This window comes from Citrobacter sp. Ca225 (assembly GCF_030337175.1).
Lineage (GTDB): Bacteria > Pseudomonadota > Gammaproteobacteria > Enterobacterales > Enterobacteriaceae > Citrobacter_A > Citrobacter_A amalonaticus.
The window spans coordinates 194441-218178 of record NZ_JAOWCD010000078.1 but is presented as its reverse complement, the minus strand read 5'-3'; the positions used below and the strand labels follow the sequence as shown (position 1 = coordinate 218178).

At 52.4% G+C, this 23738-nt stretch carries 28 protein-coding genes and 1 pseudogene; 6 read left to right on the top strand and 23 right to left on the bottom strand.

Annotation, left to right across the window (positions count from 1 at the left end):
* The first annotated feature begins 11 nt into the window (after positions 1-11).
* Positions 12-767, top strand: coding sequence for a zinc ABC transporter ATP-binding protein ZnuC (gene znuC, locus OGW13_RS13740; RefSeq protein ID WP_287116216.1), 756 nt, complete (start codon positions 12-14; stop codon positions 765-767).
* Positions 764-1549 carry a zinc ABC transporter permease subunit ZnuB gene (gene znuB / locus OGW13_RS13735; RefSeq protein WP_044257629.1) on the top strand — a complete coding sequence of 262 codons (786 nt, stop codon included), beginning with the start codon at positions 764-766 and terminating at the stop codon, positions 1547-1549. Before znuC ends, znuB begins: the two co-directional genes overlap by 4 nt.
* 86 nt (positions 1550-1635) lie before the next feature.
* Here the strand turns inward: znuB and ruvB are convergent, their stop codons facing one another.
* From ruvB to aspS, 6 genes are all read right to left on the bottom strand, one after another.
* Complete coding sequence (ruvB, locus tag OGW13_RS13730; RefSeq protein ID WP_043000359.1) at positions 1636-2646, bottom strand: Holliday junction branch migration DNA helicase RuvB; 1011 nt, start codon at positions 2644-2646, stop codon at positions 1636-1638.
* Between the two features lie 8 nt (positions 2647-2654).
* Positions 2655-3266 carry a Holliday junction branch migration protein RuvA gene (gene ruvA, locus OGW13_RS13725; protein ID WP_287116215.1) on the bottom strand — a complete coding sequence of 204 codons (612 nt, stop codon included), beginning with the start codon at positions 3264-3266 and terminating at the stop codon, positions 2655-2657.
* 77 nt (positions 3267-3343) lie between these two features.
* Positions 3344-3865 carry a crossover junction endodeoxyribonuclease RuvC gene (gene ruvC, locus OGW13_RS13720; RefSeq protein WP_000022509.1) on the bottom strand — a complete coding sequence of 174 codons (522 nt, stop codon included), beginning with the start codon at positions 3863-3865 and terminating at the stop codon, positions 3344-3346.
* 34 nt (positions 3866-3899) lie between these two features.
* The gene (locus OGW13_RS13715; protein ID WP_043000357.1) at positions 3900-4643 is read right to left on the bottom strand and encodes a YebC/PmpR family DNA-binding transcriptional regulator; all 744 of its coding nucleotides are present in this window, start codon (positions 4641-4643) and stop codon (positions 3900-3902) included.
* Positions 4644-4671: 28 nt separating this feature from the next.
* Positions 4672-5124, bottom strand: a complete 453-nt coding sequence (nudB, locus tag OGW13_RS13710) for a dihydroneopterin triphosphate diphosphatase (RefSeq protein WP_043001901.1) — start codon at positions 5122-5124, stop codon at positions 4672-4674.
* Positions 5125-5241: 117 nt separating this feature from the next.
* A complete protein-coding gene (aspS, locus tag OGW13_RS13705) occupies positions 5242-7014 on the bottom strand; it encodes an aspartate--tRNA ligase (protein WP_043000356.1) in 1773 nt (590 codons plus the stop codon).
* Between the two features lie 265 nt (positions 7015-7279).
* On the opposite strand from aspS, the gene OGW13_RS13700 reads away from it, so the two are divergent.
* From OGW13_RS13700 to OGW13_RS13690, 3 genes and pseudogenes are all read left to right on the top strand, one after another.
* A complete protein-coding gene (locus tag OGW13_RS13700; protein WP_287116214.1) occupies positions 7280-7846 on the top strand; it encodes a hydrolase in 567 nt (188 codons plus the stop codon).
* A pseudogene (locus OGW13_RS13695) lies at positions 7843-7938 on the top strand (hypothetical protein); the annotation flags it as partial. The gene OGW13_RS13700 and the pseudogene OGW13_RS13695, both read left to right, overlap by 4 nt.
* Before the next feature lie 273 nt (positions 7939-8211).
* Entirely contained in the window at positions 8212-8451 is a 240-nt protein-coding gene (locus OGW13_RS13690) for a DinI family protein (protein WP_104446768.1), read from the top strand.
* Positions 8452-8730: 279 nt separating this feature from the next.
* Here OGW13_RS13690 and OGW13_RS13685 read toward each other — a convergent pair whose 3' ends face one another.
* From OGW13_RS13685 to OGW13_RS13660, 6 genes are read right to left on the bottom strand one after another with little or no spacing between them, the layout of a single operon-like run.
* Complete coding sequence (locus tag OGW13_RS13685; RefSeq protein ID WP_287116213.1) at positions 8731-10029, bottom strand: tail fiber domain-containing protein; 1299 nt, start codon at positions 10027-10029, stop codon at positions 8731-8733.
* A 9-nt stretch (positions 10030-10038) separates the two neighbouring features.
* Positions 10039-10995: a DUF6453 family protein gene (locus tag OGW13_RS13680; protein ID WP_287116212.1), complete on the bottom strand. Its 957-nt coding sequence runs from the start codon at positions 10993-10995 to the stop codon at positions 10039-10041.
* Positions 10995-13709 (bottom strand): phage tail tip fiber protein, encoded by a 2715-nt coding sequence (locus tag OGW13_RS13675; protein ID WP_287116211.1) that lies wholly within the window; start codon positions 13707-13709, stop codon positions 10995-10997. Before OGW13_RS13675 ends, OGW13_RS13680 begins: the two co-directional genes overlap by 1 nt.
* The gene (locus OGW13_RS13670; RefSeq protein WP_216525393.1) at positions 13709-14107 is read right to left on the bottom strand and encodes a DUF6950 family protein; all 399 of its coding nucleotides are present in this window, start codon (positions 14105-14107) and stop codon (positions 13709-13711) included. The genes OGW13_RS13675 and OGW13_RS13670 overlap by 1 nt, the downstream gene beginning before the upstream one ends.
* Positions 14108-14113: 6 nt before the next feature.
* Positions 14114-14698 (bottom strand): hypothetical protein, encoded by a 585-nt coding sequence (locus OGW13_RS13665; RefSeq protein ID WP_044257086.1) that lies wholly within the window; start codon positions 14696-14698, stop codon positions 14114-14116.
* On the bottom strand, positions 14698-15291 hold the full coding sequence (locus tag OGW13_RS13660) for a hypothetical protein (RefSeq protein WP_216525391.1): 594 nt from the start codon (positions 15289-15291) through the stop codon (positions 14698-14700). The genes OGW13_RS13665 and OGW13_RS13660 overlap by 1 nt, the downstream gene beginning before the upstream one ends.
* A gap of 158 nt (positions 15292-15449) precedes the next feature.
* Here OGW13_RS13660 and OGW13_RS13655 point away from each other — a divergent pair, with 158 nt between their 5' ends.
* Entirely contained in the window at positions 15450-15737 is a 288-nt protein-coding gene (locus OGW13_RS13655) for a hypothetical protein (protein ID WP_166444245.1), read from the top strand.
* Between the two features lie 4 nt (positions 15738-15741).
* Here OGW13_RS13655 and OGW13_RS13650 read toward each other — a convergent pair whose 3' ends face one another.
* The 11 genes from OGW13_RS13650 to OGW13_RS13600 form a co-directional block, all read right to left on the bottom strand.
* Entirely contained in the window at positions 15742-15969 is a 228-nt protein-coding gene (locus tag OGW13_RS13650) for a hypothetical protein (protein WP_225934950.1), read from the bottom strand.
* Between the two features lie 62 nt (positions 15970-16031).
* Positions 16032-19289 carry a phage tail tape measure protein gene (locus tag OGW13_RS13645; protein ID WP_216525390.1) on the bottom strand — a complete coding sequence of 1086 codons (3258 nt, stop codon included), beginning with the start codon at positions 19287-19289 and terminating at the stop codon, positions 16032-16034.
* A 41-nt stretch (positions 19290-19330) separates the two neighbouring features.
* On the bottom strand, positions 19331-19672 hold the full coding sequence (locus OGW13_RS13640) for a hypothetical protein (RefSeq protein ID WP_058681844.1): 342 nt from the start codon (positions 19670-19672) through the stop codon (positions 19331-19333).
* A gap of 72 nt (positions 19673-19744) precedes the next feature.
* On the bottom strand, positions 19745-20008 hold the full coding sequence (locus OGW13_RS13635) for a phage tail assembly protein T (RefSeq protein WP_109740768.1): 264 nt from the start codon (positions 20006-20008) through the stop codon (positions 19745-19747).
* Between the two features lie 23 nt (positions 20009-20031).
* Positions 20032-20433, bottom strand: a complete 402-nt coding sequence (locus OGW13_RS13630) for a phage tail assembly chaperone (protein WP_109740767.1) — start codon at positions 20431-20433, stop codon at positions 20032-20034.
* A 54-nt stretch (positions 20434-20487) separates the two neighbouring features.
* The gene (locus OGW13_RS13625) at positions 20488-20958 is read right to left on the bottom strand and encodes a phage tail tube protein (RefSeq protein ID WP_109740766.1); all 471 of its coding nucleotides are present in this window, start codon (positions 20956-20958) and stop codon (positions 20488-20490) included.
* A gap of 54 nt (positions 20959-21012) precedes the next feature.
* Entirely contained in the window at positions 21013-21360 is a 348-nt protein-coding gene (gene gp17, locus OGW13_RS13620) for a tail completion protein gp17 (RefSeq protein WP_216525389.1), read from the bottom strand.
* Positions 21357-21806 (bottom strand): HK97-gp10 family putative phage morphogenesis protein, encoded by a 450-nt coding sequence (locus OGW13_RS13615; protein WP_216525388.1) that lies wholly within the window; start codon positions 21804-21806, stop codon positions 21357-21359. Before OGW13_RS13615 ends, gp17 begins: the two co-directional genes overlap by 4 nt.
* Positions 21803-22141, bottom strand: coding sequence for a phage head closure protein (locus OGW13_RS13610; protein ID WP_045261729.1), 339 nt, complete (start codon positions 22139-22141; stop codon positions 21803-21805). Before OGW13_RS13610 ends, OGW13_RS13615 begins: the two co-directional genes overlap by 4 nt.
* Before the next feature lie 9 nt (positions 22142-22150).
* Positions 22151-22477, bottom strand: a complete 327-nt coding sequence (locus OGW13_RS13605) for a head-tail connector protein (RefSeq protein ID WP_126851016.1) — start codon at positions 22475-22477, stop codon at positions 22151-22153.
* A gap of 44 nt (positions 22478-22521) precedes the next feature.
* Positions 22522-23733 carry a phage major capsid protein gene (locus OGW13_RS13600; RefSeq protein WP_216525387.1) on the bottom strand — a complete coding sequence of 404 codons (1212 nt, stop codon included), beginning with the start codon at positions 23731-23733 and terminating at the stop codon, positions 22522-22524.
* Positions 23734-23738 lie beyond the last annotated feature (5 nt).

Genomic DNA, 23738 nt, shown 5'->3' with positions numbered 1-23738 from the left:
CTAAAATTGACATGACGACTTTGGTTTCACTGGAAAATGTCTCGGTCTCTTTCGGCCAGCGCCGCGTCCTTTCTGACGTTTCGCTTGAACTGAGACCCGGAAAAATTTTAACGCTACTCGGCCCAAATGGCGCCGGGAAGTCAACGCTGGTTCGCGTCGTTCTCGGACTGGTCGCCCCGGATGAAGGGGTGATCACGCATAATGGTAAGCTGCGAATTGGCTACGTTCCGCAGAAATTGTATCTCGATACCACCCTGCCGCTTACCGTCAGTCGTTTCTTACGCCTGCGCCCCGGTACGAAGAAAGATGACATCCTGCCGGCCCTGAAACGTGTACAGGCCGGGCATCTGATTGACGCGCCGATGCAAAAGCTCTCCGGCGGCGAGACGCAGCGCGTCCTGTTAGCGCGCGCGCTCCTCAATCAGCCACAGCTTCTGGTGCTTGACGAACCCACTCAGGGCGTAGATGTCAACGGCCAGGTCGCGCTGTACGACCTTATCGATCAGTTACGTCGTGAGCTGGATTGCGCCGTGCTGATGGTGTCCCATGACCTGCATCTGGTGATGGCAAAAACCGACGAAGTGTTGTGTCTGAATCATCACATTTGCTGTTCAGGTACTCCTGAAATCGTTTCCATGCACCCGGAATTTATCTCGATGTTCGGCCCTCGCGGCGCGGAGCAACTGGGAATTTACCGTCATCATCATAATCACCGCCACGACCTGCAGGGTCGTATTGTGTTGCGCCGGGGAAATGGTCAATCATGATTGAATTATTACTGCCTGGCTGGTTAGCCGGGATCATGCTGGCCTGTGCGGCGGGTCCACTGGGTTCATTCGTCGTCTGGCGTCGGATGTCTTATTTTGGTGATACGCTGGCACATGCGTCGCTGCTCGGCGTCGCTTTTGGCCTGTTGTTGGATGTGAACCCTTTCTATGCGGTCATTGCTGTGACGCTAATGCTGGCGACAGGCCTGGTCTGGCTGGAGAAGCGCCCTCACCTTGCCATCGATACGCTGCTTGGCATTATGGCGCACAGTGCGCTGTCGCTGGGCCTGGTCGTGGTCAGCCTGATGTCGAATATTCGCGTGGATCTGATGGCTTACCTGTTTGGCGATCTGCTGGCGGTTACGCCGGACGATTTGATCTCTATCGCCATGGGCGTGGTGATCGTGCTGGCGATCCTCTTCTGGCAATGGCGCAATCTGCTGTCAATGACCATCAGCCCCGATCTGGCATTTGTTGACGGGGTGAAACTGCAGCGCGTGAAGCTTTTACTGATGCTGGTGACAGCATTAACCATTGGCGTGGCGATGAAGTTCGTCGGGGCGCTGATCATCACCTCGTTGCTGATTATCCCGGCAGCTACGGCGCGTCGTTTTGCGCGGACGCCGGAACAGATGGCTGGCGTTGCAGTAGGAACTGGAATGATAGCGGTTACAGGTGGGCTGACCTTCTCGGCCTTCTACGATACCCCTGCGGGCCCATCAGTGGTGCTGTGCGCCGCACTGCTGTTTATCTTCAGCATGATGAAGAAGCAGGCAAGCTGACGGGTATGTTGCCGGATGGCAACGCTAACGCGTCTTATCCGGCCTACGTGATTTTGTAGGCCGGATAAGCGCAGCACCATCAGGCATTAAGGCATTTCCGGTGGCGTAATGCCAAAGTGGTTCCAGGCGCGTACTGTCGCCATTCTTCCGCGCGGCGTGCGCTGCAAAAAACCTTGCTGAATCAGATACGGCTCCAGCACATCTTCAATGGTTTCACGCTCTTCACCGATGGCTGCCGCCAGGTTATCCAGCCCGACCGGCCCACCAAAGAATTTGTCGATCACCGCCAGCAGCAGCTTGCGGTCCATGTAATCAAACCCTTCCGCATCCACGTTCAACATATCCAGCGCCTTAGCAGCTATATCGGCGGAAATGGTGCCATCATGCTTCACTTCGGCAAAATCCCGTACGCGCCGCAGTAGCCGGTTGGCGATACGCGGCGTACCGCGTGCGCGACGCGCCACTTCCAGCGCCCCTTCCTCGCTCATCTCCAGCCCCATAAAGCGCGCGCTGCGCCCAACGATATGCTGGAGATCCGGCACCTGATAAAACTCCAGACGCTGCACAATGCCAAAGCGATCGCGCAGAGGAGAGGTCAGTGAACCCGCGCGAGTCGTTGCGCCAATCAGGGTAAACGGCGGTAAATCGATTTTAATTGAACGCGCCGCCGGCCCTTCGCCGATCATAATATCCAGCTGATAATCTTCCATCGCTGGATAGAGCACCTCTTCCACCACCGGCGACAGTCGATGGATCTCATCGATAAACAGTACGTCGTGCGGCTCAAGGTTGGTCAGCATCGCAGCCAGATCGCCCGCTTTTTCCAGCACCGGACCGGAAGTGGTACGCAGATTGACGCCCATTTCATTGGCAACGATATTGGCAAGCGTGGTTTTCCCCAGTCCGGGAGGACCAAAAATCAGCAGGTGGTCGAGCGCATCACCCCGCAGTTTTGCCGCCTGGATGAAAATCTCCATCTGCGAACGCACCTGAGGTTGACCGATATACTCTTCGAGTAATTTCGGGCGAATGGCGCGATCGGCGACATCTTCTGTGAGTGCGGCACCTGCCGAAATCAGGCGATCTGCTTCTATCATCCTTTACCTCATAACGCGGCGCGCAGGGCTTCGCGGATCAGTGTTTCACTGCTGGCATCCGGGCGAGCGATTTTGCTCACCATGCGGCTGGCTTCCTGTGGTTTATAGCCCAGCGCCACCAGCGCCGCAACCGCTTCCTGTTCGGCATCGTCCGTCGCCGGGCTCGCTGGCGAGGTCAGCACCAGATCGGCGGCTGGCGTAAAGAGATCGCCATGCAGCCCCTTGAAACGGTCCTTCATTTCGACAATCAGTCGTTCAGCCGTTTTTTTGCCAATACCAGGCAGCTTGACCAACGCGCCCAGTTCTTCGCGTTCGACAGCATTGACGAACTGCTGTGCGGACATCCCGGAGAGGATCGCCAGCGCCAGTTTAGGCCCGACGCCGTTGGTTTTAATGAGTTCTTTAAACAACGTGCGCTCTTGCTTATTGTTAAAACCGTACAGCAGCTGCGCGTCTTCGCGAACCACGAAGTGGGTAAAGACAACGGCTTCTCTTCCGGATTCCGGGAGCTCATAAAAACAGGTCATGGGCATATGCACTTCATAGCCGACGCCGCCCACTTCGAGTAACACCAGCGGGGGTTGTTTTTCCAGAATGATGCCTCTGAGTCTGCCTATCACGTTACGCTCCTGCGTTGGGCCGAAAGTAAAGCTGTATCATAAAAAAAGGCTGGATAGATATCCAGCCTCATTTGTCATTATCGCAAGCGACCTCGGGCAAGATTGAGGCGTGATTCGCTCATTTGCATCGCATTCTGACTAACATGGCAGTGCGTAATGGCGATGGCCAGCGCATCTGCCGCATCCGCCTGCGGATTCGCGGGCAGTTTCAGCAAGGTTCGCACCATGTGCTGCACCTGACTTTTCTCTGCGCTACCAATGCCAACCACCGTCTGCTTGACCTGACGTGCCGCGTACTCAAATACCGGCAGTTCCTGGTTGACCGCCGCCACAATCGCTACCCCGCGCGCCTGCCCCAGTTTGAGCGCAGAATCGGCGTTCTTCGCCATAAACACCTGCTCGATGGCAAAGTAGTCGGGCTGAAACTGGGTGATGATTTCCGTCACGCCGGCATAAATCAGCTTCAGGCGTGACGGAAGATCGTCGACTTTGGTACGAATGCAGCCGCTGCCGAGATACGTCAGTTGTCTACCGACCTGACGTATCACGCCGTAACCGGTGATGCGGGAGCCCGGATCAATACCGAGAATGATGGACATCACGCGCCTCCGGTTGTAACGGGATTAAGCCCCATCATTCTAATGTAGCGGCAACCTCATCAGAGATTTCACCGTTGTGATAAACTTCCTGCACGTCGTCACAATCTTCCAGCATGTCGATCAGACGCATCAGTTTCGGTGCGGTTTCCGCATCCATTTCCGCTTTGGTCGACGGGATCATAGAGACTTCAGAACTGTCGGCTTTCAGACCGGCGGCTTCCAGTGCGTCACGCACTTTACCCATCTCTTCCCATGCCGTGTAGACATCAATCGCGCCATCATCGAAGGTCACCACGTCTTCCGCACCCGCTTCCAGTGCCGCTTCCATAATGGCGTCTTCATCCCCTTTCTCGAAAGAGATGACGCCTTTTTTGCTGAACAGGTAGGAAACAGAACCATCCGTGCCCAGGTTACCCCCGGTTTTGCTGAAGGCGTGACGCACTTCGGCAACGGTACGGTTACGGTTGTCAGACAGACATTCAATCATCACGGCAGTGCCGCCAGGACCATAACCTTCATAGATGATGGTTTCCATGTTCGCATCATCATCACCACCCACGCCGCGGGCGATTGCACGGTTCAGCGTGTCACGGGTCATGTTGTTAGCCAGCGCTTTGTCGATAGCCGCACGCAGACGCGGGTTCGCATCCGGATCGCCGCCGCCCAGTTTGGCTGCTGTCACCAGCTCACGAATAATCTTGGTGAAGATTTTGCCGCGCTTCGCATCCTGCGCCGCTTTACGGTGTCTGGTGTTGGCCCATTTACTATGACCTGCCATAAATATTTCCTCAAAAAAGCACGCCCTCTCAGGCGATGTTAATCACAAATTCTTCAATCGCCTGCCGGTTGCTCCATGACTTAGTGAGCGCCGCCGCAGCTGGCGCATCAAGCCACTGGTAGGCCAGATGTTCGCTAAAAACGATCTGACGCTCGTGCGGCAGCGCAAGGCAGAACCAGGATTCTGTATTGCGCAACACACCCGGTGCATAGCGATGACGTAAATGAGAAAAAATCTCAAACTCCACCGTGCGCTGACAGTCAATTAAGGTCAGTTGCTCAACCGCAACGTCAATGGCGACCTCTTCCTTTACTTCGCGCATGGCGGCCTGCGACGCGGTCTCTCCCTCTTCCACACTGCCGGTAACCGACTGCCAGAATTCAGGATCGTCGCGTCGCTGTAACATCAACACCCGTTTCGAGTCCTGCGCGTAGATAACGACCAGAACCGAAACGGGACGCTTATACACTTTATCCTTCACGCTATCTCGTTGTTGGCTGCCTTCGCTCATCCCATTCATAGTGTTAGCTATGATCATGGGAACTCACTCCGTTGCCGCCGCGAGGTAGCGCGAATGATTTCGTGCATATCAGCCATATCAGTTTTTCTCTTCCTTCTTCACCACGTCGATACCCAGTTCAGCCAGTGCTGCCGGGTTCGCGATGCTCGGCGCTTCGGTCATCAGACACGCCGCAGCGGTGGTTTTCGGGAAGGCGATTACGTCACGAATATTATCGGTGCCGGTCAGCAGCATGGTCAAACGGTCAAGACCGAATGCCAGACCCGCGTGCGGCGGCGTACCGTATTTCAGTGCGTCGAGCAGGAAGCCAAACTTCTCACGCTGTTCCTGTTCATTGATACCCAGAATGCCAAACACGGTCTGCTGCATTTCACCGCTGTGAATACGCACGGAACCACCACCGACTTCGTAGCCGTTGATCACCATATCGTAGGCATTCGCCACCGCGTCTTCCGGCGCCGCTTTCAGTTCTGCAGCCGTCATGTCTTTCGGTGAGGTGAACGGGTGGTGCATCGCGGTCAGGCCGCCTTCGCCGTCGTCTTCAAACATCGGGAAGTCGATGACCCACAGCGGCGCCCATTTCGTTTCGTCAGTCAGACCCAGGTCTTTACCCAGTTTCAGACGCAGCGCGCCCAGCGCGTCAGCCACCACTTTCTTGTTGTCCGCACCGAAGAAAATCATATCGCCGTCCTGCGCGCCAGTGCGCTCAAGGATGGCTTCCACGATTTCCGCATTGAGGAATTTCGCCACCGGGCTGTTGATACCTTCCAGACCTTTCGCTCGCTCGGTGACTTTGATATAAGCCAGACCTTTCGCGCCGTAGATCTTAATGAAGTTACCGTAGTCGTCGATCTGCTTACGACTTAAGCTCGCTCCGCCTGGTACACGCAGCGCAGCAACGCGACCTTTCGGATCGTTCGCCGGACCAGAGAACACGGCAAACTCAACGGCCTTCAGCAGGTCGGCAACGTCCACCAGTTCCATCGGGTTACGCAGGTCCGGTTTGTCAGAACCGTAACGACGCTCGGCTTCAGCAAAAGTCATGACCGGGAAGTCACCCAGTTCCACACCTTTCACCTCATTCCACAGGTTACGCACCAGCGCTTCCATCACTTCACGTACCTGTTCGGCGGTCATGAAGGAGGTTTCCACATCGATCTGGGTAAATTCAGGCTGACGGTCAGCACGCAGGTCTTCGTCGCGGAAGCATTTGACGATCTGGTAGTAACGGTCAAAGCCGGACATCATCAGCAGTTGTTTAAACAGCTGCGGTGACTGCGGCAGGGCGTAAAATTTGCCTTTGTGTACACGCGAAGGAACCAGATAGTCACGCGCGCCTTCCGGCGTGGCTTTGGTCAGCATCGGGGTTTCGATATCGAGGAAACCGTGGTCGTCCATAAAGCGACGTACCAGGCTTGTGATCTTCGCGCGGGTTTTCAGGCGTTGCGCCATTTCCGGGCGACGCAGATCCAGATAACGGTATTTCAGACGCGCTTCTTCGGTGTTCACGTGGTTAGAGTCAAGCGGCAGTGATTCTGCACGGTTGATGATCGTCAGCGAAGAGGCCAGCACTTCAATTTCGCCGGTTGCCATCTCACCGTTGACGTTTTTCTCGTCACGCGCACGCACGGTGCCCGTCACCTGGATGCAGAACTCATTACGCAGTTCAGAGGCCAGCTTTAACGCGTCAGCACGATCCGGATCGAAAAACACCTGCACGATACCTTCGCGATCGCGCATGTCGATGAAGATCAGACTACCAAGATCACGACGACGGTTGACCCAACCACACAGAGTCACCTGCTGCCCCACGTGGGACAGACGCAACTGTCCGCAATATTCTGTACGCATGAGATATCCCTTAATTAGCCGCAGGCGGATTGTCGCCTGTCTTGCAGGCCACGATGTCGCAGCTTTAACTGTATGTCACAACTGAATGAAAAAAGGCGGCTATTATACTGGAAATTCCGCCGCACGATAAGCCCGGTACTGACTGTACGCCTGTTTCCTGGACGGGCATTGCGTATTCTCACAAAAAATAACAAAAATTGTCGCTCGTTACACACCCAATCGCGATTAAGGTGTAACGGAATTTCGATTCTTGACGGGAGTTATCATGTTACAACTGAACGCAAAAACGACCGCCCTGGTCATTATCGACCTGCAGGAAGGGATCCTGCCCTTCGCCGGCGGCCCTCATTCTGCCAATGACGTGGTGGCGCGCGCTGCCCGACTGGCACAGACGTTTCGTGCTAACGGCTCCCCAGTGGTAATGGTCCGCGTGGGCTGGTCTGATGATTACGCCGAAGCGCTCAAACAACCCGTAGATGCACAGGCACCAGCCAACGCGCTGCCGGAAAACTGGTGGACCTATCCGCTTGCGCTGGGCAAAGACGACAGCGATCTGGAAGTGACCAAGCGCCAGTGGGGCGCATTCTATGGCACGGATCTTGAGCTTCAGTTACGCCGCCGCGGTATCGACACCATCGTACTGTGCGGGATTTCGACCAATATCGGCGTCGAGTCCACCGCACGTAACGCCTGGGAGCTGGGTTTTAGCCTGGTGATTGCCGAAGACGCCTGTAGTGCCGCCAGCGCCGACCAGCATAAGAACAGCCTGACGCACATTTTCCCTCGTATTGCGCGAGTGCGCAGCACAGAAGAGATCGTCAACGCCTTATGATCTACATTGGCCTGCCGCAATGGTCGCACCCAAAATGGGTGCGTCTTGGCATCACCGGTCTTGAAGAGTACGCCCGCCACTTTAACTGCGTGACGCAGGCATTTTAAAAATCACTAAAGAACGCCCAAGAGCATGTGTTTTCTTTAGCATATTCAATGTATTAAAAATTAACATCATATGAAATTCGGCAAAGTTCATATGCGCTATAATGTCCCAACCATGTCCCAATATGCCCCAAAGGGGTATTTTTTGCCCCACACTTGCCCCAAAAAATCATTCAAAACTGGCTTGTAGCTCGCTTGACGCTGTATGGATAACCAGTCAATAATAACTGTATATCCAACCAGTAAAGGGAGAAGGTAAAAATGTTTGTTGAGTTGGTTTATGACAAGAGAAACGTTGCCGGGTTGCCAGGTGCAAGTAACATCATTCTGGCCGAATTGACGAAGCGGGTGCACCGGATTTTTCCCGATGCTGAGGTGAGGGTGAAGCCAATGCAGGCTAACGCCTTAAACAGCGACTGCACAAAAACTGAGAAAGAAAGGCTGAACCGTATGCTTGAGGAAATGTTTGAAGAATCTGACATGTGGCTGGTGAGCGAGTGAACTATGGACAGCTTGATCATATCGGGGATCAGAATCTATTTCCCTAAACCTGGTGAGCGCCTCCCTGTTCCACCGGACAATATGCGTAATTTTGCCGTCAAAGGTACGGTAGGCGAGCGTTGCTGCCTCCTGGCATATCTGCGCAAAAATTGGCATGTTCTCTCGCTTCCTGAATACGAACATACTGGAGCGGCCATTATGGAAGCAGTCAGGCAGGGAAAGCAAAACTGGAGATAGAGTTCGCGTGGGAAAGGGGGGCCTAATGGCCCCTTCAGTTCATTAACCCTTCAATGCCGTTTTCAACGTTTCGATCTCCGCCTTCAGGTACTTCACATACCCCAACAAGTCCATCACGATCGGGTTGTTGTCTATCGACGGACGGTCGCGAGTTTCACCGCTTTCGATGTCGATTATTTCCTTGTTATGTTTGATATATTGCGGTGCTACCAGCTCGGCTTCATCCGCGATGATGCCAAAGCGTTGGCGCTCTTGCTCATCGTCTTTATAAACGAAATTAACCATGCGCAAAGCGTCGATGCGATCAACGGCTTCGTTAAGGTCCGCGTCTTTAACGTTGCGCTTGAACTCAACCCCTGACGTACCCTGTAGCGCTAAGGTGCCGCCGGTTGTGGGGAATGCTACCGAATATCCTAGCGTGCCAGATGCAGTAAATTTATATAGAACAAATGACGAATCACTTAGTTCATATGAAAAACCGGCGCGACGTGTTTTTGAGGCATCCATAAAATAAATTCGGGAGTTGTTCCCGTTGGTATCAATACCAATTCCCTCGCTTGGGAAACCTACATACCCGGTACTGGAACGAAGCCCCCCACTCTCATCAAAATACAAATCTGATGTTTTGCCCGTCAGATCGTTTACTAACGAAATAACACCGGTTACGTTGCTATTTACCATACTGGTTCGAACCGCAAACGCGTTAGCCCGCACGCCGTTGATATAGTACTCAGACCGGATAGTCCCCCCGTATACATAAACCCCCGTTCCCGGGGTTACGTTGCTGCTGTTGATAACCGACCACAACGCGTTCGCACCACGACCATCATCAGAAATGGTTGAATTTGTTGGCAGGATGTTTTTCCATGCCTGGCCACGATTTTCCAGGTCAGAAAGGTTTTTTGATTTTTTGAGATATCCATTCTCAAGCGAACTCAGTTTGTCAGCAATGCTCTTCCAGGATGGACCGGAAAACGATGCGCCATCAGGCAGAAAGACCGTGATATTTCCGTCCGCACTGAATACAGCCTGCCAGTTTTGCTTGTCGTAGTTCAGTCCACGCAACGCTTCTGCGCTCTGCGCAACCAGCGCAGCAGTGACCATATTCAGTGCTACGCGGGGAACAGCTGACCAGGCTGCACCAGATTGAGTTGGCCCGGTATAATTACTGACCAGCGTCAACGATGTATTGCTGTTAACCGTTTTAATGGGAAGCGTGTACGGGACCCCGCCGACTTTCACAACAATAAAATCACCTGCTGCCAGTTCGGTAGTAAAGGCTGTTCCGCTACCAGTTACCGCATCAGAATTATTGGTCAGGGTTAATGTTCCTGCAGACATGGGGTTTCCTCAATACATGTTAGGAATGATAAGATGCGGCATGCTGATATTCTGGTTAAATGTGGCATCCCAGCCGCTAACGTTGTAGTTACCGAAAACACGGTTATATGCTGAACGTATGCTTCCACCAGACATGACGATCCCTTTAGTACGCACATTGGCGACCCCGTTAACCATTCTGGTTTGCGTCCCGGTATTGGTAAGATGGCAGTACCCACCACCAATACTCTGGAAGGAGTCAGTTATCTGAATGGTACGGTCATAGACCATTGGTCGCTTTTGTGTTGAAAACGTCACCTGACCTGCTGGATTTGTCATAGTGATGCCATCACCACCGACCGGCGCAGTCTGATTAAATATTGCAAGGTCAATTGTGACGGATGCTGTGACATCATCCGTTCCGCTATAAGAGATACTCCGTACAATGATATTGGTCCCGTCAAATGCAACAGAAACATTTGGATTATCCCATTTGCCAAATGGAATACCTGAGACGGGTAGCGCCGCACTCCCGTTTACAGTAATTCGGCCTGTATAAGCACAGGTCATCAATAGTGAGCGATTCGAAATAGCGGTAAAATCCGTTGAACTGGCGACCAGAATCCCTTCGTTATATGTAGCGGCAGGGAGAATTTCGAGAAATGTTGCGTCAAAATCGACCTTCTCGCCATTCCTGAACCCTTTTTTACCAAAGTTAATATTTATCGATGAATTTCCATTCCTTGTTACGGAAGACATAAAATAAATATTTGGAGGATTTGTAAAATCCTGAATTACAACTGGCCTTCGTGCAATGGTGACAAGCTCTGAACCAGCAGTCATGGTAACAGGGACACTGTAACTGGAACCTCCCCCATCTCCATATTGCCCGGATGTTGCGCCACAATACGACGGGGCACGAAGCCCCGCTGTAATAGCCATCACTGGCCTGCCATCGTTATAATCAATCAGTATTCCTTCTGGCATTATGACCACCTCCCGACGACGACACGCCCACCGCTAGACAGATTGACAGTAATTCCATTGCCGTTAATAACGACCGTATTATTCACACCGTTAAATGCAAACTGGCCGCTGGTCGCATACAGTTTTCCATGGAATTCACAGTCGCCACTCTTATCAATATTCCAGCCACGTGTTCCGGCGAGAAAATTATTGGATCGGATATAGCTGCCAATTTTGGCGTTGGTGATGCTGGCATCCTGAATAAGCGCATCGCGGATAAATACCTGTCCGTTATAGACAAAGAAGGCGGCGGTGTAATTTCCCGGATCGCTACCAGAATAAATACCGAACTGATCAGCAGCAAAAACCACTGTGGATTTATAGGTGCTGCCTGATGGCTCAATGGACATGCCAAACCCGGTGTTATATTTCACACCGTTTCTGACAATCCCAAGGTTCAGTGTGTACGACGCTTTCGCAGTACCATCGTTGTTCACTTCGGCTGTTAATTTCTGATTTACAGCCGCCATCAGTTCCCCATCCGGCCCGATCTGCGCCTGTACATAATCAGCGAGTTCAGCGAATGCACCATCAAGATTTGCAACCGTGGTGGTCACCGTCATGACTTCGGCTTTCACTTCACCATACTGCTCAAACTGACGCTGGACCGTGCCGTGATTGGCGAGGGCATTTTCCATTATGCCTTCAAGGTTTGTATCAACCCCGCCTTTAACGTTCTGGAATGCTTCAGAATTCTGAACAGAATCATCAATAAGGTCGATCAGGCTTCCTGTATCCATAGAGCACAGAGCAGGAACTTCGATAAATGCAGATGCGCCGAATGCGTTAATGGTCCTGATATACCAGTAATAGGTATGCCCGACCTGTAACTGATTGCTGGTCCACGTGGTGCCCATCCCCTCTCTGCTGGCGTTGCCCTCAACGATTTCAGTTGAGGTGCCCGACAGTTGCGTCTCACCTGATGTCCAGAAGTCGAACTGGGTGGAAACGTTGGTGATAGCAGCAAGACGGGGGATCATCGTCACTGCAAAGAACCCCTGCTCAATATCAACATGCGAGGGCGGCGGCGGCGCTTCAACACTGAACTCAAGATAAGCTTCCGGAGATTCAGCCCCCATCTGATTCACCGCTGAAACATGCGCCGTGTAGGTATTCCTTGGCAACCCAGTCAGACGAGTGAAAGACCCCGGCACCTGAGCAGAAAGCACCATCTGGCCATTTCGACGAATGACGACTTTGTTATAGACAACCTGGCCGATATTTTCCCAGGACAGTATCCCCTGGACCACCTGACCGATTTCTTCGACGGTGTACTTCATGTTCTGCGGCTGGGCAACACCACCGGACGGTAACTGAGTGAATGGAGGGCGCTCTATAGGCTTGCCAACAGCATCACCCCATACATCAGCCGTTTCCTGTTTTAGTGTCAGCTGCACGCCGTTCTGCACACCAAATTTCCAGTCCGTTACCCGCATCTCAACGTTCACGATACCGATAGACGGGAAATTGACTTTCACATACATTCCGGGGCGATATCGGTAGCCGCTGAGATTCAGCGTAACGTTCATCGTTCTGGCAATACGGGTACGCTTTAACTTCACATCAGCCAGGCGCTGGGCCTGAAACTCACTCGTCACAAATCGCAGTTTCATATCCTGCGAGATTTCGACGCCGTCCTCCGCCACCCACTCGCTTACCGATACGGATGGGAAATCAGCTTCAGTAAATCCCTGTTGTGGATCGACGAATGTTCCCTTGATAGTGTTAACACGCTCCGACTGGGAGACTTCCGGCATGATTTCGATATCACCGGCCAGCTGGCTTTCTGTGATCACTTCCGTTGCCGGGCCATAGTACGCGCCAACCAGCAAACCATGCTTACCGGCAATATAGGTCACGTCACCTGCACAGGCCGCAAGCATCCCCTCCAGAATGCTCACCTTGTTTTCGCTGAGGTCAAACTCGCCATTGATCGTGTAGCGTCTTTCGACAGTATTACCGCCAGTGATCACATCCTCATCGCAGATGTTGGCGGCTTCCTGAAACTGATCCCAGTTGATGTCTGAATCAGGAACCTTCAGGTAGTTGCGGTAATAGTCCAGGATGACCAGCGCAGCGTTGTTACTGTATCCGGTCAGGCCTGTTCTCGGGTCATATATGTCCCACCCAAACTTCTCGACCTTGATATTGGGAATACCGGAAGGGAATTTCTCTGCACTGAATTTCAGGGATACACGAAGCCATGTGATCCCCTTACCGATCATGTCATTTTTCCATGACGGGCAGTTCGCCAGCATGAATGGATCTGCGGTCTGCCGGTTCGTGTGCAACTGGAATGAAGCATGCTCGGGATAACTGCTGATGGGCTCATCGCCGAGCCAGACTGTTCCGATGCTGGATAATGAATGCCCTGCGAGAGCAACGGCCAGATGCAACATTTCACCATCATCCTGCTGTCCGGGCTGTTCTTCTGAAAAGAACAACGTACCGGCAGCGGTGGTACGTCCATACACGACCGTTTTTGCGCTGGCCGCTGCACGAAGAACCTGTTTACGTTCTGATGTGTCACGGTATGAATCGATGGATGGTTTTTTGGTGAGAGCCTGAGTAGCGATCTGGGCAGCGACGGTGATCGCCATTGCGATCCCGTAATACTGATATGAAGCAGCAGCACCTGCTGCAACGGTCGCAATGATAGGAATAGCAGCAGGCATTAACGAATCCTCCAGACACTCAGCGGTTTAACCCGTAAGCTCACCAGACCATTTTCACCCGGCACCCAGACCGAGCCGGAATACACCACACCAGCGCACTTCGCCCCGCCGTTCTCGACAATGGCAATGTCCCCACGCTGCGCCAGTTTCACCGGCACTTCGTCGAGATATCGTGCAATTACCTTTTCAAGTGAACCACCACCGCGAAGAATGGCCTTTTTAGCCCCCGGTTCACTGTCATAAGTTCCACGCCAGTCTGCCGCATAGTCATCGCCACACATGGCCTGTGCGCAGTCAGCCGCAAACAGGCAACAGTCATGTTTGCCCCATGAAAAAGGCCGCTCAATGGCGGCCTTCATCACTGCATTTAATCTGTTTTGCCAGTCAGGGTGCTTCATGCTTCCTCACTTATAAGTAAACCCAGGCGCATCCTTTTTGTTGCCCCAGAAAATGGAACGTTCAGCCATCTGCGCCACATAGCGGAATATGCGGTCGCCAGAATAAGAGGCTTGCTGTGATTCGTCGGTATAGCGATCCGGGAAAGGTCGTTGCCAGTCTTCAAAAATATTACTGATAGTGTATTGCAGGGCGTTGGTTTCCCCGGCTGTGGCCCCGGTACCCGATACTTTCCCTTTAAACAGAAGATCGGCAACCTGCACCACGCCGTTGTCATCCATCGCAACCAGGTAGATTTCAGCATTGCGACCAACACAACGTTCATTCAGTGTTTTGGCGAACAGTGACAGGTCAAGCCCGGAAAGCGTCATCTTCACCTGCGTCGGGCTGGTCGTGTTCGTCTCAGTAGCATCATCAATCGAGCCCATGCGTCCCATGCCGTAATAGACGTAGCCACCCAGTACGATCGTCCCGGTACCGGAATGCACATACACAGTGCCGGATTCAAACTGAATACTGGCAGCGATCACCGCTGTCACCCGGTCGCGGGAAAGCCAGTCAACCATTGCGTCAGAAAATGGGGAATACAACATTAAAATGCCTCCTCAAGCTCCAGCGTGTAACTGGTGAACACACCCGGCACCCGGTTCCCCGCCCCCTGCTGGTTATCCTTCAGTTTGAAAATGCCGTAAGGTTTCGCCACCTCAATCGCAGCATTAGCAGGCGGGGAACTACGAAGCATTGGCGCAAACGTAATCATGGCGGTCCCGTTCGCAGCGCTCGTCACGTCGGCGGTGATCATCTTCAGTTCATCGTTCACAGTGATGTAGTCGCCTTGTTTCAAAACCATTACGCCAGGAGTCCATCCGCGTGTCTGCAATTGTGTCCCTGTCTGACTGGCACCATTCACAACCGGTACACCTGCCGGAGTTCTTCCTCCCCGCCCCCAGTCGTGGATTTTCACCCTGCCATACTCACCATCGAGTTCAGCAATTAGCGCATCAATACGTCGCGATTTCTCATCTGAAAGATTGTTAAAGGTCAGAGAACATACCCAACGGGTACCGGGGAAACGGACAGTCTGTGATGCGCCGTTGAAGGGTGATCGAAAAGTTTTGGTGTTGCTTTCAGGTCGCCACGTCAAAGACGCCGGACAGACATCTTCCGGCCATTCAAGTGCAGCCATAAATACTCCAGGAGAAATACGCGCAACGGCGATACTGATCATTTGTCAGGGTGTTAAGGGACATTAACCCTGGTTAAAGTGTGTGGTTCAGCCCGTCAGTGGTTGGACACTGACCTTTAAAGTAAAAGTTGGGTAATTATGTTGAAAAGGAGAATAAATTGGAAAGAACCATACAAGAACTCATGCGTCAAATAAATGAACTACAGAAAGAGAATCAAAAGATAAAGGCTGCCGCAAATTTCCTGCTGTACGGCATCGTTGAGGTTCTCGATCAGCAAAGTAGTGAACAGAAATTCAGCGAAGCTCTTAAGGAACAGCTTACTAATGAACTAAGTAAAATAACCATGGGTGGGACATCAATACCTAAACATGCTATCAATGAATTGATGCAACCTCCAGTAAGAGCAATGTTTGGTAATAGCAAGCCAGAACCTTTCTTGAAATAATTGCTTAAGCCGTCCCATCCAATTCGTTAGCTATATCATGAATTAGTGAGGCGGCTTTTTTTATCGCCTCCAATTCATAAGAGGAAAGCTTGTCGTTTTCTTTCCGCTCTACTTGAACCTGCATACTGAACAACGGCATTGATGCTGCTCGTAATGAGTGAACATCCAACCATACAGATACGTTTTCCCCGCTTAAGTCAAAGGATTTCACCGTTAAGTTAAATTTATTCACAATAACTCCTTATTAATTATTTTCAGAAAAGTATGACCAACTTACATCTGAGGTAATAAGCATCACACGCCTAACAAACGACGCGCCTGGCCCCGATTGGAAAAGTCCTGAAGCAAATCTTGACGCGCCTGCTTAGCGCCATCATTCGCCCCCTGACGGGCGGCTTCCTGCATAGCCTGTTTCAGTGCCGCGTCTCCGTTACCGGATACGTTGATGTGCTGGGTGATATGGATGTCACTTCCACCACCAGAAGTTGTAGTCCCGACCATCCTGACACCCAAGGTTCCATCTGGTGTTCTGGTTAATGGCATAACAGCCTCAGGCCCTGCCTCTCCCATCAATCCATCGCCTTTAGCAAATTTGAACATCGTTGGACTAGAAATGATCGAATTACTGAAATGGCTAAGATTTGGGGAATCAAAAACGCCACCTTTTGCAAATTTCAGTCCGCTGGCCGCGCCGGAATATGCGCCTGATGGTGTACTTCCTGCAGAGGTTGCATCACCCCCACCAAAAAGACCACCAAGAGAACCGAACAGTCCCCCGCCTCCTGCAGACTTCAACGAATTGACCAACATTGCGTTGAGGATAATTTTTTGCATGGAAGCCAGTACCGATTTCGACCAATCCTCCCAGTCAACTTTATTGCCAGATAAAGCATCGGAAATATTTCCGATAAGACCTGTCATTGAGTTGTTCACAAGGTCTGCAGTCTGCGAGGAATAATCAGAAGCGGTGTCAAACCAGTTTTTAAATCCTTTCTCGGCACCAGAAGTCCAGTCAGCTTCAGATGCAGCGATTGCTTTATATTTTTTGTCCAGAGCATCGAGAGCCGCCGCACGCTGTGCGATTGCTTCGGTACCGCCGTCAGTTTTGGCAAAAACACGGTCAATCTGCTGCGTTTCATCAAACCTGCTGCGCTGGCGATCACTCATTCCTCTGGTTTCGGTTGTCAGCGTCGCCTCATCCCTGAATTTTCTGGCCGCTTCAGTTAAATCCTTCAGTGCATCGGCTTGTTCGCGCTGCTTGCGCACGTTCTCGTCGGCTTTTTGCGTCCATTTTGCCAGCTCTGTAGACGATGCCTGAATAGCCCTGCGCTGCTCATCCGTCCATTTAGTGCCTGCCTGGTGGGAGGCCGCATAAAGATCTGAGGCCTTTTCTCCCTCCGTTGCCCGCACGCGCTGTACATCAATAGCCACGCTCAGATCAGCCATCTTACGGGAATACTGCTCAGCGGTGCTGGACGCTTCACGCTCGGCTTTACTCTGCGCATTCGAAGCAGCCGTGGAGGTCTTTTTGGCCTCAGCTGCTGCCGCATCCTTTTTGGCTGCCTGATCCTTGTTATAGATGTACTGGGTGTAAAGAGCCCCGGTCAGCTTCAAATCTTCAGCTTCATAGACGTGCTGCTGATGGAGTTTCTCTAATCCGCTTAAGCTGGCCAGCTCATTATCGCGGCGTGAGCGCTCCAGTGCGGTTTGCTGCTGAGGCGTTGCGTTCGCCATTGAAACAACAGGCCCGGCATACTGCGGAGGCTTCGCGCCAGCAGTCTCTGACATTGAGCGGTTAAGTAGGTCATACGCACCTTTCAGGATTGAGACGGCGCCAGCCTGTTCGATAGCCTTTTGCGTTGCCTTATCGCTGGCATCGTTAACCAGTTTCTGCGTTTGCTCAACCTTTGATGCTGCCTGTTCCCGCTGGTACTCCAGTTGGTTCAGCTTGTCGGTAAGTTCAACGTTTTTGGCCGTGATGTCGGCCTGATCCATGAAGGTATTGATCTGAGTCAGCGTCGGATGGCGGTTGTAGTCCTGCTGGATTTGGTCAACCGCCTTCAGGCTGTCTTTCACTTTCGCAATTTGTGAATCGAGAGCGGCCAGGTCCTGCATTTGTGCCTGTAACGATGTACGGGCATCGGCTGCAGTAGAGCGCAGCCCCAGCACCGACATCTGCTGCAGCTTATCGTTTATTTCATCCAGATTATTGGCAAAGCCAACCGCCTCCTTGTGCACCTGCTGGGTGTGCTGATACAAACCATACATCGCCGCACCGGCACCGATAATAACTCCAGGCCAACCACCGAGAATGCCAAGAACGCCACTACCCAAGCGGGACATCACCGAGGTCGTGTTTGTTAGGTTATTAACGGCAGAAGTCCTGCCAGCAATGGCCTTGTTCAGTGATGCCTGAGCTGCAGCAAGATTACGCTCTGCGACAATCTGAGCCTCAATACTCGTCGCCGCTGCACGTGCCTGTTGAGCACGGTAAACAGCTTGGCGACCAGAAGCAACGCTAACCTGTGCACCTCGAACCTGCGCCTGCGCCAGTGCGACTTCAGCGGCCGTATTAGCGAGCACTGCTCGGGTTGACTGGCCTACACTGCCAACCATATTCCCAAAATAACGGGCCAGGCCAACACCAACCAGAATGCCTGCAGTGTTTGCCACATCATCGATGTTATTCGCCAGGCCATCCAACACGCCGGAAAGCGTTGATGATGCGCCGACGGCATCGTTTGCCCCGCCTACCCAAGCGAGAAAGGCGTTTTGCACTTTTTGTGCAGATCCGCTGACGGATGCAGGAAGAGTGTCGAACTCTTTACGGAGGATCTCGACGTTGGTCAGTAACGGGACGATCTTATCTGTAGTCAGCTCGCCATTGTTGGCCATGTTTCGCAGACCACCAACAGTGGTGCCCAGCCCATCAGCCAGCAGTTTCGCCAGGCGGCCGCCGTTCTCCATGATGGAGTTAAATTCTTCACCTCGCAAAACGCCTGAGCCAAGCGCCTGGCTAAGTTGGGTGATAACGGAGCTCGCTTCTTCGGTGCTGGCGCCAGACAGCTTCAGTGAGGTTGCAACGGTTTCCGTAACTTTTGCGACGTCAGCAGAAGCGTAACCGGCATCACGCAGGGACTGCGCAATTCTGCTGTATAGGTTGCTGTTTGCCTCGAGGGATGTTCCGGTACGCTGGCTGATCTCCATCAGCACGCGCTGTGATTCCACGTAATCCTCACTGGAAGAGGACGCAAGGCGAAGACGCCCATTCAACTGGTTCCACGTGTCGGCAAACTGAATCAGTTGATGCGTGGCAAATGCACCAGCCCACGCACCGGCAAGCCCGGCAGCAGAAGATCGCACGGTAGCAAGCTGAGAGTTCAGGTCAGCCAAAGAACGCTGGGTTTCACGCGTGGCCGCTGCAGCTTTTTTACCGCCCTGTTCCATAGTGCGGTAGTAATCGGTTCCCATGCGGGACGCTCTGGCGATCTCAGACTGGAAAGAAGTTGAGTTCGCCGAAATTTTGATGATTAATTCACGCAGGGTCGCCATACGAAGCCTATAAAAAAAAGCCCCGAAGGGCTTTATTTATTTTACTGGCATATGCTATTGAAATTAGCCTCACCTTTATCATCTTTCTCGTCAATTATTTTGACTGGACTATTATCAACAACTTTTCCGTCTTTAACAGTCAGGTGAACGTAATAATTTCTATTTCCAACATAGCCGCCATATGAGTTTTTTGCATTAACAGTCCCACAGACATATCCAACACCATCGCCAAACTGGCGATAGAATGAATTAAATTTAGCGCTCTCTGGATCTTTTAGAGATTGCTTGACTAAAGACTCGCCAAATTTAATCATTTCTTCATCGCTGGGTTTGCATGCGGTTATAAATAAAGACAAACAAATAACAAAAAGATACTTAAACATTTTCTAAATTCCCTATGAGCTTAAAAAATCACTCATAGGGTAGCGCATGAAAATGAAAAATGGCAGATTAAGTTACAATCCAGACATCCATTCCTCCAGCTCGCTGATCTCCCTTTCTTCTTCCTGTTCGCCCCATTTAAGCATCACGTCAGGGATAGTAAATTTCCCTCCCTGAGAGTTCAGCATTGCAACGGAGATCTGAGCTGCCTGTGCATCGGCGCGCCAGTCACCAATCGGACTGATGCGGTCAAACTCGATCCACATTTTGAGCTCGCTGGCGGTCATGGTCTGGCGCAGTTCGTGGAGAGTGCGCCCCATCCGGAGCGCCAGCGACATCAGGAAGAAGGTCAGCGGCTGCTTTACGGCTTTCCCGCTTCTTCCTGGCTCATTCCGAGGTTGAGAGCCTGAGCCAGCAGGCGGGAGTGCACAGGACCATAAATTTTAGATACCTGCTCCTGATCCTCATCGCTGAATACTCGCTCGCCGTTTTCATCCAGCAGAACGTCAATAAACAGAACCACATCAGCCTCTTTGTTACGCAGAAACTTTTCCGCCTCCGTCAGCGTCGGTGCCTCTTCGCCCTCGGCGATCTGGGGATTAATGATCTCCCGGAATTTCACCCAGGCATCGCCAGAGGGTTCACGCAGCGTTACCTTTGCGCCATCCCATTCAGGGACCGTGATACCTTCTTTGGTGCGATAGGCTTTCGATGCTGTAAGCGCCACGTTGCGTAATGAATTCTGTGATGTTTTTTGCGGCATTTCATTTTTCTCTTGTTACATGATCGGAGGGATAAAAAAAGCGGCCGAAGCCGCTCAGGAACCAGACGCGTAGATGCGTTTAGGTTTGCCGCGTACACGCAGAGAATAGGTAGCGCCAACAACGGAAGAGGTTGCAGCAGACCATGAGCTCTGGCGTACCTCCACCAGCACGTAAAAACCATTACCTGAGGGGAATACCACGCGCAGCGCACGCAGTTCGTCATTTTCGTAGGCGGTCTGGAGTGCTTCCTGTGCAGCCTCATCGCCTACCCAGTTACGGGTAATGCTCATTTCAGCAGGCGCGGCGAGGCCGTTGGTTTGCTCCTGTTCAGTTGAACACAGCGTGGTTACGTCGATATCCCCTTTCTGCCCACCGGTGAAGGTGATCTCCTTTGTTGCACAGGCTGCTTCCAGCCAGGTAACACCAGCCCCCGGGAAACCTGAGTCGTTAAAATCCTCGGCGGTTACGGGTGCGTCGGAGACGGCAAAGGTCATCCCCTTTGTGACTTCATACTTACTGGTCATGGTTTCTCCAGTTAAAAAAAAGACCGCCGGAGCGGTCTGTTATGGTGGGTAAGGTTAAACGGTTACCTGAAATTCGAGCGTTGCCCGGTGATAGCGCAGATCAGGCTCATAGCCTGGCGTTTTCACAATGCTTTCCGGCTTCAGCACCTGCAGGGCATCAAGCGCCATATTCCTGATCGTGCGCGCTTCAGTTATGGTGCTGGAATAGACATCAACCTGCACAGAAACGGCAGATTCAGCCTGACCACAGAGAACGTCAGCGGCCACGTCGGTAATAATCGAGAAAATTACCCAGGGCGGCGAGACTGAAGGCTTCCCGTCACTGCCGAGTGGGGCAACGTAGGGATAGACCTGCCCTCCGGCCAGCGACTCCAGCAGAGGATAGATATCGTCTTCCGTCATTTGCTTAATGCCTCATCAATGGCCTGGTTCATGCGTCTGATCGCGACCTCCGTCGCCTGCTCCTGGCGAACATCGAACGCGGAACGAATGAACGGGTGCGGCGGCATGTTAACGGTACCCATTTCGACGAATCGCCAGTAAAACGCATTTCGCGGATCGCTGGCTTTCATGGTGTTGTCGCTATTACCGGTTCGCATGTTGCGGCCACGGATATGTACGCCGGAAGTAATTTCGCCACGGCGGCGTGAGCGCTGAGTCAAAACGACCACGTTTTTCTTCAGTTTCCCGGTTCTCTCAGGAGCGCGTGCGATCACTTCTTCCTTAAGCACCTCAGCCCCGGCGCGTGTGGCATCACGCAAAACCTTGTTATTTTCAGCGCGGCTAAGTAACTCCAGGTCTTTTGCTATGTCATTCAACCCGGAAAAATCGAGGCTCGTTTCAATCATTTTTCGGCACCCTGCTTGCAAAGAATTTCGAGCTGAACACCGCGAGAATCTGGAATCGGTGGGCCAATGATATTCAAAATAGCGCCTTTGAACGGTCCGGTTTCAACCCTGAGTCTGGAAGCTGCAGAGATATCGCTACGAAATCGTGTCCATACCCTGATGGTGGCGACTGCGGTTTCAGCACCAGCGGCTACCAGCTCTCGCCCACTGATACCTTTTACTTCTGCCCAGGTTTCTGCGCCGTCGTGCCACGCTTCAACAGGCTGACCTGAAGGATCACGCGATGTTGTGATGTTCTGAATTACCACCCTGTCTCTCAGTCTTCCGGCCTGCATAAAATCCTCCTATACCCCGTAAATTCGGTATGGCTGCAGCAAGGCTTCAACTGCAAGCGGGACCTCTGCAACGGTCTGACCGACGGCCACTGATTCTCTGTTGGCATACCAGTGTCCGATCAGCAGTAACATGGCTGCCTTAACATCATCATTCAGTAGAATCGGGTCCGGGTCGTCTGAATAGCCAGGGCTGCTTTCATTCTCATACAGCGTTCGCCTTGTCCATGTCTGGACGTATCGCGCCGCCGCTCCCGTGTATATCTTCAGCAGAGCATCATCGCCGGTAAAATCGGTATCAATGCGGCAGTGCTGTTTCACCACATTTTGATCAAGCATTTGTTTGCCCAGAAAAAAAAGCGGCCCGAAGGCCGCAATAATTATCAGCTACCCGCGCCGGTGCTGAATGAACCGTACACGAACGCCTCAGGGCGTTTCACAGCCAGCGCCAGACGTTCTTCGCAACGGATGGTGATCATGTTTTTCTCGAAGTCGTCGGCGTTCTCCGTGGAGATCACCACGTTCGCATCTTCGCGGTCGAAGATTTGCGCGCCAGCGTTGAATGCACCGGTCAGGAATTTACCCTGGAAGGCTGCCGCTTCCGTTGCAACAACCGGCAGCCCCCACAGAGTCGGGCCAGTCAGTGCCGCCGGGTTAGCCAGGATGTAACGGCCCAGGCTGTCTTTTGTCAGCTCGATCCGCGCCCAGTCAATGAAGTGAAGAACATGACCGGATGCCGGGAAGCGCGCCAGCTGCGCCTGCAACATTGCCAGACGCAGATCATCAATCCCGCTCTGTTGTTCGACAGTGAACGCTGGATTAAACGCCGACGCCTGAGGAACGATGCCATGCAGATGAACGCCGGTACCATCACCAAAGAGAATTTCCTGCTCTTCCGCGTACTTCAGCCCGTAGCGCATTTCGGCATCAACGGTGGACTGCAACTGTGCGAAGTCATCCAGGATCTGCTTTGAGGCTTTGAACAGGTGGGCAATGGTGCTGACGCCAGTGATTTTCGGCGTGAACTCAATTTCGCTGTATGGTTTCTGCGTATTTTCAGGAACCACTTCCGCGTTATTGGTAAAGCCTGTCTGCTGCACCCAGAAAATAGCTGAGGAGGACGTACGGCCTGGAGCAATCAGATCGCGGATGAACAGGCGCTGTTTCGGTGCCGTATCAATACCCGGCAGGCGCTGTGGCTCCACAACACCATCAGGCACATCCACCGAAGTCAGGGCGGCCTTAACCGGGATGCTGATGCGCTTACCGCCTTCCACGCTGGAAGCAAAGGTTTTCAGGGCTTCAGCGGAGATCACCTGGTGGCCAACGGACTCGACAACCTGTTTTGCGTTTGCCAGCGGCATCTGGGCAACATGTTGCTCCAGTTCGCCCATTGCGGCCTTCAGGGTTTTTTCAGCTTCACGCAGCGCATTGAACTCAGAAGCCATTTTATCAACCGCAGCTTTTGTTTCTTCTGACAGCCTGCCTGACTTCTGCGCCTCTTTGAGTGCGTCTTCTGCTTTCGCGTTGAATTTGCCGGTTGCCTCTTCAATGCTGGCAGTGACTTTTTTCAGAATTTCGTTTACTTCAGACATAAAGG